The organism is Actinocorallia lasiicapitis (assembly GCF_054778695.1).
In genome coordinates this window covers 1-9,013 of the sequence record NZ_BAAGZI010000245.1, presented here as the reverse complement: position 1 = coordinate 9,013, position 9,013 = coordinate 1, and the positions used below count along the sequence as shown (strand labels likewise).

The following is a 9,013-nucleotide window of genomic DNA, read 5'->3' as shown; positions in this document are numbered from 1 at the left end:
TCGGCGCCCGCCGCGGCCGCGATCATGGCCGCGGTCGCGGGGCTGACCGCGCTCGCGATCGGCAGCAGCAGCGACTTCGAGCAGCGCGAGCGCGAGTACGAGCCGGCCCAGCTGATGGGGCAGACCCTGATCACGGGAATGCCCGCCGAGCGGTTCGACGCGGTGAAATCCGCGGTCGTCCGCGAGCTGGGCGGCGGGGTGGAGGTCCAGGAGTTCCGGCGGATCGGCAAGGCCGACTGCTACGGCGAGGAGGGCTGCGTCAACTTCGAGGTCGAGGGCCTGGCCTGCGAGAACGGCTGTGTCAGCTCCAACGTCCTGCTGGTCAGCGACGACCCGCGCGTGCTCCGCTTCTATCTGGGCCGCGACGACCCGGCGCTGGCCGCCGCGCTCGCCTCGGGCAAGGCCGTCCTGTTCGGCGCGCAGAAGCTACGGGACGGCGCGATGTCGGTCCGGCCGTATGCGTTCTCCGGCGGAGAGGTGAAGCAGGGCCGCCGGATCACGGTCCCGGCCGTCCACGCGGAGTCTCCGGTGCTGGCCAGGCCCGAGGCCGTGATCCCGCCGTCGGCCGCCGCGCGGTTCGGCGTGCCCGTCACGCCGCACGGGCTGGCGATCGACCGCACCGGGCATGTGGTGACGCCGGACGAGTCCGGCCGGATCGAGGAGGCCGCGAAGGGCGTCACCGGGTACGTCGACGTCTACACCGAGCGCGGTTTCACCGAGTCGTTCGCGCTGCCCGCGCTCACCCAGGGCGCGGCCGGCGCCGTCATCGCCATGGGCGGCACGCTCATCGCCACCGGCCTGTCGGCCGCCGACGCACGGCCCGACCTGGCCACCCTCGCCGCCATCGGGGCGAAGCCCCGCACCCGCAGGCTGCTGCTGATGGGGCAGGCCGCGTTCATCTCGCTGCTGGGCTGCTGGCTGGGCGTCCTGGCGGGCTTCGCGCCCGGGATCGCCGCCGCGGGGCCGCTCACCGAGAACTACGAAGGGGCGCTGGCCGTCCCGCCGCCGGGCCACACGGGCGTCGTTGACGTCCCGTGGCTGCTGCTGCTCGCCATCACCGTCGGCGTCCCCCTCGCAGCGGTCGCCACCACCGCCCTGTTCTCGCGCTCCCGGCTGCCCCTCACCCGCCGCCTGGCGGCCTGACCGGCCCCGGGAACGCGGAGACCACCCGGCTCGGGGGCCGGGCGGTCTCCGGGCGGGGCTGGGAGTCCACACCCTCGATCGGTGCGGCCCAAGATGCGTGAGCGCTCACGCGTCTGCTAGCGTGCGCGGGTGCGTGAGCGTTCACGCAGCACGAGAAGGGCCCCCTTTGCTCCGCGATCTTCCCCCGAACGGCCGGTACGCCGTCCTGCTCGAACCCCTGTGGGCGGTGCTCGGCACGTCCACGGGCTACTACCTGGCTTTCTACATGCGCGACACCGGGCTGTCCGAGACGCGGATCGGGCTGATCCTCTCGGTGCATCTGTGGCTCGCGTTCCTGGTGCAGCTCGTCACCGGGACGATCACCGACCGGCTCGGGCGGCGCCGCGCCACGCTCGTCTTCGACGTGATCTCCTGGGTGGTGCCGATGGCGCTGTGGGCGATCGCCCAGGACTTCTGGGTGTTCCTGCTCGCCCACGCGCTGCACGCCTGGTCGCGCGTGCCGATGGTGTCCTCCCGGCTGCTGGCCACCGAGGACGCCGACCCCCGCGACCGCTCCCGTGTCTTCGCCGGGATCCGGCTGCTGCTCGCGGTGTCCGGGCTGATCACCCCGCTGGTCGGGCTGGCCATGTCCCACTGGGGCTCCCAGCCGGCGCTCCGCACGATGCTGGCGGTCGGCTGCTGCACGATGCTCGCGCACGCGCTGCTCCGCAACCGGCTGATGACCGAGACCGAAGCGGGACGCGCCGCGATGCGCGCGGCGCCCACAGGCAACGTCGTGGGCGTCGCGCTGCGCAACCTCGCACGGTTCCTGCGCCGCTCCCCCGCGCTCTGGCCGCTGATCCTGCTGGTCGGCCTGAACAGCCTGGCCCTCCAGCTCGCCGTCTTCCAGGTCGTCTTCCTCGCCGACCGGGGCTTCTCCACCGGCCTGATCGCGCTGCTGCCCGCCGTCGCCGGGATCGCCGCCCTGCCCTGCCTGGTCCTGCTCAGGAGCCCGCGCCGCGCACCGGAACACCAGCCCCGCACCGAGACGCGCGTCGCGGCCGCGGCACTGGCCGGGGCCGCCGGATGGCTGCTGTTCGCCTTCGCCCCCGGGCTGCCCGCGCTGGTCGCCGCGACCGCGCTGACCACGGTCGGCGTCATCCTGATGGACGCGAACCTCGACGTGCTCGGGCTCGGCCTGCTCCCCGAGCAGGACAGGGCCGAGGGCATGTCCGCGCTCCAGGTGCTCACCGGGCTGATCGCGATCCCGTCCGGCTCGCTGGCCGCGCTCGCCTACACCACCGCGCCCGTCCTGCCGTTCCTGCTGGTCGCGGTCTGCTACCTCGGCGCCGCCAGGCTCGCGTTCCTGCTGCGCTCACGTGCGGGACAATCAGCGGACCGGCCCCGCGCGGGCGAGCCACTGCCGACAGGATGACCACGATGACGAGCAGGCGTCCGACCATCGAGGACGTCGCCAGGGCGGTCGGCGTCTCCCGCCAGACGGTCTCGCGGGCGCTCAACGACCAGGGCCGGATCGATCCCGAGACCAAGCGGAAGGTCCTGGCGGCCGTCGCGGAGCTGGGCTACCGGCCGAGCCGGTTCGCGCGCGGCCTCGTCCGCCAGGACACCGTGACGGTCGGCGTCGTCGTCCCGCCGCTCACCAACCCGTTCTTCCCCGAGCTGGTCACCGGGATCACCTCGGCCGTCCGGGCCTGGGACGGGCAGGTCCTGCTGGGCGTGCACGACGGCTCGCCGTCCGACGCGCTGAGCACCCTCGAACGGGTCCAGTCCCAGTGCGACGCGCTGATCGTGGCCGTCCCCGACGCCCCCTACCCGGGGATCACGCTGCCCGTGGTCCGGGTCGACGGCGAGGTCGGCCCGCCGGACTGGCCCGCGATCACCATCGACTATCCGGGCGGCGCGTCCCTCGCCCTGGCCCATCTGGCCGCGCGGGGCCACCGCACCGTGGCCGTCATCGACAGCGAGGGCTGCGCGGGCTCGCCGCGGCGCGTCTCCTTCGTCACGGAGGCGCCGGACCACGGCCTGACCTGCGCGGGCGTCGCCATGGCGCCCGAGACCTTCGCCGGCGGCACCGCCGCGATGACCGAGCTGGTCGCCGCCCATCCCGAGGTGACCGCGGTCTTCGCGTTCAACGACGTCATCGCGGTGGGCGCGCTGCGCGCCGCCGGAGGACGCGCGGTCATCGGCTGCGACGACCTGCTGCTCGCCGAGGTCGTCACCCCGCCGCTCACCACCGTGCGGATCGACACCTACCGTCTCGGCGAGCTGGCCGCCGACCGGCTGCGCGCGCTGCTGAACGGCGACCAGCCGGGCGACTCCGTGCTGCCCTGCACGCTCACGGTCCGCGCGTCGGCCTGAAAACGAGAAACCGCCCGGCTCGCTCAGCGGCCGGGCGGTTTCGGGGCTGACTAGTCGTTCAGCCAGGAGAACATCGGGCGGAGCTTGGCGCCCACGACCTCGATCGGGTGCGAGCCCAGCTCGTCCCGGTACTTCTTGTGGTTGACCTGACCGGAGTTCATCTCCTCGACCAGGGCCTTGGTGAACTCGCCCGACTGGATCTCGGCGAGGATCTGCTTCATCGTCTCCTTGGTCTCGGAGGTGATGACGCGCGGACCCGACTTGTAGCCGCCGAACTCGGCGGTGTCGGAGACCGACCAGTACATCTTCTGGATGCCGCCCTCGTAGATCAGGTCGACGATCAGCTTGAGCTCGTGCAGGCACTCGAAGTAGGCGACCTCGGGCTGGTAACCGGCCTCGACCAGCACCTCGAAACCCGTCTTGATCAGCTCGGCGGTGCCGCCGCACAGCACGGCCTGCTCACCGAACAGGTCGGTCTCGGTCTCCTCGGTGAACGTGGTCTTGATGCCGCCCGCGCGCAGACCGCCGATGGCCTTCGCGTACGACAGGGCCAGCGGCCACGCGTTGCCGGTCTCGTCCTTCTCGACCGCCACGATGACGGGGACGCCGCGTCCTGCCTCGAACTGGCGGCGCACCAGGTGGCCAGGGCCCTTCGGGGCGACCATGCAGACGTCGACGCCCGCGGGCGGCTCGATGAGGCCGAAGCGGATGTTCAGGCCGTGGCCGAAGAACAGGGCGTCGCCCTCGGCGAGCTCGTCCTTGATGTCGTTCTCGTAGATCGCCTTCTGCAGGTGGTCCGGCGCGAGGATCATGATGAGGTCCGCTTCCTGCGCGGCCTCCTTCGGCGTGACGACGCGCAGGCCGTCGGCCTCGACCTTGGCGCGGGTCTTGGAACCCTCGGGGAGGCCGACGCGGACGTCCACACCCGAGTCGCGCAGCGAGAGCGCGTGCGCGTGACCCTGGGAGCCGTAGCCGATCACGGCGACGTGACGGCCCTGGATGAGGCTCAGATCAGCGTCGTTGTCGTAGAACATCTCAGCCATGAGTAGGGCTGTACCTTTCTGGATGGATTACGCGCTGCGCGATTCGAGCGCACGCAGGCTACGGTCGGTGATCGAGCGGGAGCCGCGTCCGACGGCGACCATACCGGACTGGACCAGTTCCTTGATTCCGAACGGTTCGAGGCACCGGTAGAGGGCTTCGAGCTTGTCGCGATTGCCCGTCGCCTCGATGGTGACGGTGTCGGGGGCGACGTCGACGACCTTCGCGCGGAACATCTGGACGATCTCCAGCACCTGGGAGCGGCTCTCCGGACCCGTGCCGACCTTGATCAGCACCAGCTCGCGCTGGACCGAGGCCGCCGAGTCCAGCTCCACGATCTTCAGCACGTTGATGAGCTTGTTGAGCTGCTTGGTGACCTGCTCCAACGGCAACTGGTCGACGTTGACGACGATCGTCATCCGGGAGATCTCCGGGTGCTCGGTCGGTCCGACGGCCAGCGAGTCGATGTTGAACCCGCGACGGGAGAACAGCCCGGCGATCCGGGCCAGGACACCCGGCTTGTTCTCGACGAGCACGGAAAGGGTGTGGAGGGACATTAGTCTTCGTGCTCCCAGTTCGGCGCGATGTCGCGGGCGTACTTGATGTCGTCGTTGCTGGCGCCGGCGGCGACCATCGGCCAGACCATGGCGTCGTTGTAGACCACGAAGTCGATGACGACCGGACGGTCGTTGATCTCCATCGCCTTCTGGATGGCGGCGTCGACCTCGTCGGGGCTCTCCACCCGGATGCCCTCGCAGCCGTAGGCGTCGGCGAGCTTCACGAAGTCGGGGATCCGCTTGGAGTTGAGGTTGGTGTTGGAGTAGCGGCCGTCGTAGAAGAGGGTCTGCCACTGCCGGACCATGCCCAGGTTGCCGTTGTTGATCAGCGCGACCTTGATCGGGATGCCTTCGATCGCGCAGGTGGCGAGCTCCTGGTTGGTCATCTGGAAGCAGCCGTCGCCGTCGATCGCCCAGACGGTCTTGTCGGGCGCGCCGACCTTGGCGCCCATCGCGGCCGGGACCGCGTAGCCCATCGTCCCGGCGCCGCCGGAGTTGAGGAAGCTGCCGGGCTGCTCGTACTTGATGAACTGCGACGCCCACATCTGGTGCTGGCCGACGCCCGCGCAGTACAGGGCGTCCGGGCCGACGATCTGGCCGAGCCGCTCGATGACGTACTGCGGCGACAGCTCGCCGTTGGGGGCGGGGTCGTAGCCGAGCGCGTAAGTGGTCTTCCACGCGTTGAGCTGCTTCCACCAGGCCTCGTAGTCGCCCTTGCGGCCGGCCGCGTGCTCGTTCTGGATCGCGACGATCAGATCGGCGATGACCTCGCGGGCGTCGCCGACGATCGGGACGTCGGCGTGCCGGTTCTTGGAGATCTCGGCGGGGTCGATGTCGGCGTGGACGACGGCCGCGTTCGGCGCGAACGTGTCGAGCCGACCGGTGACCCGGTCGTCGAACCGCGCGCCCAGCGTGACCAGCAGGTCGGACTTCTGCAGCGCGCCGACCGCTCCGACGGAGCCGTGCATCCCGGGCATCCCCATGTGCTGGGGGTGGCTGTCGGGGAACGCGCCCTTGGCCATCAGCGTGGTGACGACCGGCGCGCCGGTCAGCTCGGCGAGGACCTTCAGCTCGGCCGACGCGCGCGCCTTGAGCACACCGCCACCGACGTACAGGACGGGCCGCTCCGCCTCGACGATCAGCTTGGCGGCCTCACGGACCTGCTTGGAGTGCGGCCGGGTGACGGGCCGGTAGCCCGGCAGCCGCATGTCCTCGCCCCACACGAAGTCAAACTTGGCCTGCAGGGCGTCCTTGGAGATGTCGACGAGGACGGGCCCCGGCCGTCCGGTGCCGGCGATGTGGAACGCCTCGACGATGGTGCGGGCGATGTCCTCGGGCTTGGTCACGAGGAAGTTGTGCTTGGTGATCGGCAGAGTGATGCCGGAGATGTCGGCTTCCTGGAAGGCGTCGGTGCCGATGAACCCCGACGGCACCTGGCCGGTGATCGCGACGATCGGCACGGAGTCCATGTAGGCGTCGGCGATCGGCGTCACCAGGTTGGTGGCGCCGGGACCCGAGGTCGCCATGCACACGCCGACCTTCCCGGTGGCCTGCGCGTAGCCCTGCGCGGCGTGCCCGGCGCCCTGCTCGTGCCGCACGAGGATGTGGCGCAGCTTCAGCGAGTCGTAGATCGGGTCATAGGCCGGAAGGATGGCCCCGCCCGGAATCCCGAAGACGGTGTCGACGCCGACGTTCTCCAGTGCGCGGACCAGGGCCTGCGCTCCGGTCATCTGCTCGGTCATTGCTGCTTCTTTCCTGGTGGGAGGAAGGTGACTCGTGGCCAACAAAAAACCCCCCGCGCCATCTAGGCGGTCGAGGGGAGCGCGCAAGCCAATTCGGTACTGGGTCTAGGCTGCGCGCCGACCAAGTACTACGAGAATGATGCCGCTGCTGTTCTGCACGGCCCTAGCTTCGCCCCTCAACCGTCCCCAGGTCAAATCCATGTTGCATACGTCTCACAGTATGAGATATACGCAGCTCAGGTGCCCTGGGGCTGGAGGGGGACGGTCGCGGGCTTGATCTCGGCGGTGATGCGGTCGGGCGGCATGGGGCGGGCCACGAGGTAGCCCTGGCCTCGCGGGCAGCCCATCTCGCGCAGCAGGGTGAGCTGCTCTTCGCGTTCGATGCCTTCGGCCACGACGGTGAGGCCGAGGTCGGCGCCCAGCCGGACGATCGTGCGGGTGAGCAGGGTGCGGGTCTCGTCATGGCCCAGGCCCGACACGAACGACGGGTCGATCTTGATGATGTCGACGGGGAGCTGGCCCAGGTAGGCGAGGGAGGCGTAGCCGGTGCCGAAGTCGTCGATGGCCAGCCGGACGCCCAGGTCGCGCAGCGTCGACAGCCGGATCAGGTTCTGCTCGTCGCCCTGCAGATGCTCCACCAGGACCTCCTCCTTGACCTCCAGGGTCAGGGAGGACGGGGGGAGGCCGGTCTCGGCGAGGATCGAGGCGACCGTCTCGGTGAAGCGCGGCGCGGCGATCTGACGGGCCGTGAAGTTGACCGACAGGCCGATGTTCCAGCCGCCCAGACGCCACTCCGCGACATGGCGGCAGGCCTCGCGCAGGATCCAGGACCCCAGCGGGATCATCAGGCCGGACTCCTCGGCGGCGCCGATGAACTCCTCCGGCGGCACCTGCACGCCGTCGCGCCGCCAGCGCAGCAGCGCCTCGACGCCCGTGACGCGCCCGTCGGCCAGCTCGGTGACGGGCTGGAAGTCGACGGCGAACTCGCCCTCGGTCATCGCCCGCGAAAGATCACTGCCGAGTTCGAGCCTGCGAACCACGTCGGCGTGCATATGGGTCACGAACACCTCGACCCGGCCGCCGCCCAGCTCCTTCGCCCGGGCCATCGCCAGATCGCCGTTGCGGATCAGGGACGCGGAGTCGGCGTCATGGACGTCGACCGACTCGATCAGCTCCTGGTCGGCGAAGGCGATGCCGACGCTCGCCGACAGCACGATGCCGCGCTCCCCCACCCGGTAGGTCTCCTCCGACAGGCTCCGCAGGATCCGCTCACCGAGATCGACGACGGTCTGGGCGTCGGCGGCCGTCTCGACCAGCACCGAGAACTCGTCGCCGCCCCACCGGGCGACGGTGTCGCCGGAGTGGACGGCGGCGCGCAGCCGGCGCGCGGCCTGGGCGAGCACCTGGTCGCCCGCGGCGTGCCCGGCCGAGTCGTTGACGGCCGTGAAGCCGTCGAGGTCGACGAAGACGACCGCGCAGACCGGGTCACGGCGGGCCAGCACCTGCCTGGTCCGCTCCTCGAAATAGGCGCGGTTCGGCAGCCCCGTCAGGCCGTCGTGGAAGGTCAGATGGGTGACCTGCCGTTTGAGCGCCGCCTCCTCGCTGAGGTCGCGGGTGGTGATCAGCAGCCGGGACGGGGCGTAGCGGGAGAAGGTCGAGTCGGTGGGCAGCCAGGTGCCGTCGGTGGTGCGCAGCCGGCACGAGATCCGGACGGTCTCGTCGAGGCCGTCGCGGAACTCGGTGAGCGCGCCGTCGACCAGCGGCAGGTCCTCGGGGTGCAGGAACTCCTGGAGGGGACGGCCGAGCATGTCGTCGACGACGTCCGTCCAGTGGGCGCCGCCGCTCACATAGGCGACGGCCCCGGTGTGGTCGCAGATCATCACCAGATCGTCGATCGACTCGGCGAGGGTGCGGAAGTGGTCTTCGCCCGCGCGGACCTCCAGCCGGAGCCGGTCGTTCTCGCGGAGCAGATCGGTGAGCCGGGCGATCAGCACCAGCAGCGCCGAGCCGACGACGACCAGCACGACCGGCTGGATCCGTTCACCGCCCGTCAGCGAGTGCCCGGCCACGAACACCGCGGAGGCCCCCGCCAGCAGGGCGGGCGCGATGCCGGGGCCGACGAGCTTGCCGCGGATCTCGCCGCGCCGCGCGGTGCCGCCCATCCAGGGGGCC

At 70.8% G+C, this 9,013-nt stretch carries 7 protein-coding genes; 3 read left to right on the top strand and 4 right to left on the bottom strand.

The annotated features are described in order from the left end of the window. The 3 genes from ACYVE7_RS23050 to ACYVE7_RS23040 all read left to right on the top strand — a co-directional run. Nucleotides 1-1,143: FtsX-like permease family protein (locus ACYVE7_RS23050; protein WP_460367091.1), on the top strand; the 1,143-nt coding region annotated here is incomplete at its 5' end. A gap of 133 nt (nucleotides 1,144-1,276) precedes the next feature. Continuing rightward, nucleotides 1,277-2,557, top strand: a complete 1,281-nt coding sequence (locus tag ACYVE7_RS23045) for an MFS transporter (RefSeq protein WP_460367090.1) — start codon at nucleotides 1,277-1,279, stop codon at nucleotides 2,555-2,557. Nucleotides 2,558-2,562: 5 nt separating this feature from the next. After that, on the top strand, nucleotides 2,563-3,501 hold the full coding sequence (locus tag ACYVE7_RS23040) for a LacI family DNA-binding transcriptional regulator (RefSeq protein ID WP_460367089.1): 939 nt from the start codon (nucleotides 2,563-2,565) through the stop codon (nucleotides 3,499-3,501). 50 nt (nucleotides 3,502-3,551) lie between these two features. On the opposite strand, the gene ilvC is transcribed toward ACYVE7_RS23040, so the two are convergent. The 4 genes from ilvC to ACYVE7_RS23020 all read right to left on the bottom strand — a co-directional run. Beyond that, entirely contained in the window at nucleotides 3,552-4,535 is a 984-nt protein-coding gene (gene ilvC, locus ACYVE7_RS23035) for a ketol-acid reductoisomerase (RefSeq protein ID WP_460367092.1), read from the bottom strand. A gap of 36 nt (nucleotides 4,536-4,571) precedes the next feature. Next, the gene (ilvN, locus tag ACYVE7_RS23030; protein WP_460367088.1) at nucleotides 4,572-5,099 is read right to left on the bottom strand and encodes an acetolactate synthase small subunit; all 528 of its coding nucleotides are present in this window, start codon (nucleotides 5,097-5,099) and stop codon (nucleotides 4,572-4,574) included. After that, the gene (locus tag ACYVE7_RS23025) at nucleotides 5,099-6,883 is read right to left on the bottom strand and encodes an acetolactate synthase large subunit (protein ID WP_460367086.1); all 1,785 of its coding nucleotides are present in this window, start codon (nucleotides 6,881-6,883) and stop codon (nucleotides 5,099-5,101) included. Before ACYVE7_RS23025 ends, ilvN begins: the two co-directional genes overlap by 1 nt. 194 nt (nucleotides 6,884-7,077) lie before the next feature. Continuing rightward, on the bottom strand, nucleotides 7,078-9,013 hold a 1,936-nt coding region (locus ACYVE7_RS23020), incomplete at its 5' end, for a putative bifunctional diguanylate cyclase/phosphodiesterase (RefSeq protein ID WP_460367085.1).

Coding starts and splice junctions, on each gene's coding strand:
- ilvN (WP_460367088.1), bottom strand. CDS start 5,099: ATGTCCCTCCACACCCTTTCCGTGCTCGTCGAGAACAAGCCGGGTGTC.
- ilvC (WP_460367092.1), bottom strand. CDS start 4,535: ATGTTCTACGACAACGACGCTGATCTGAGCCTCATCCAGGGCCGTCAC.
- ACYVE7_RS23040 (WP_460367089.1), top strand. CDS start 2,563: ATGACGAGCAGGCGTCCGACCATCGAGGACGTCGCCAGGGCGGTCGGC.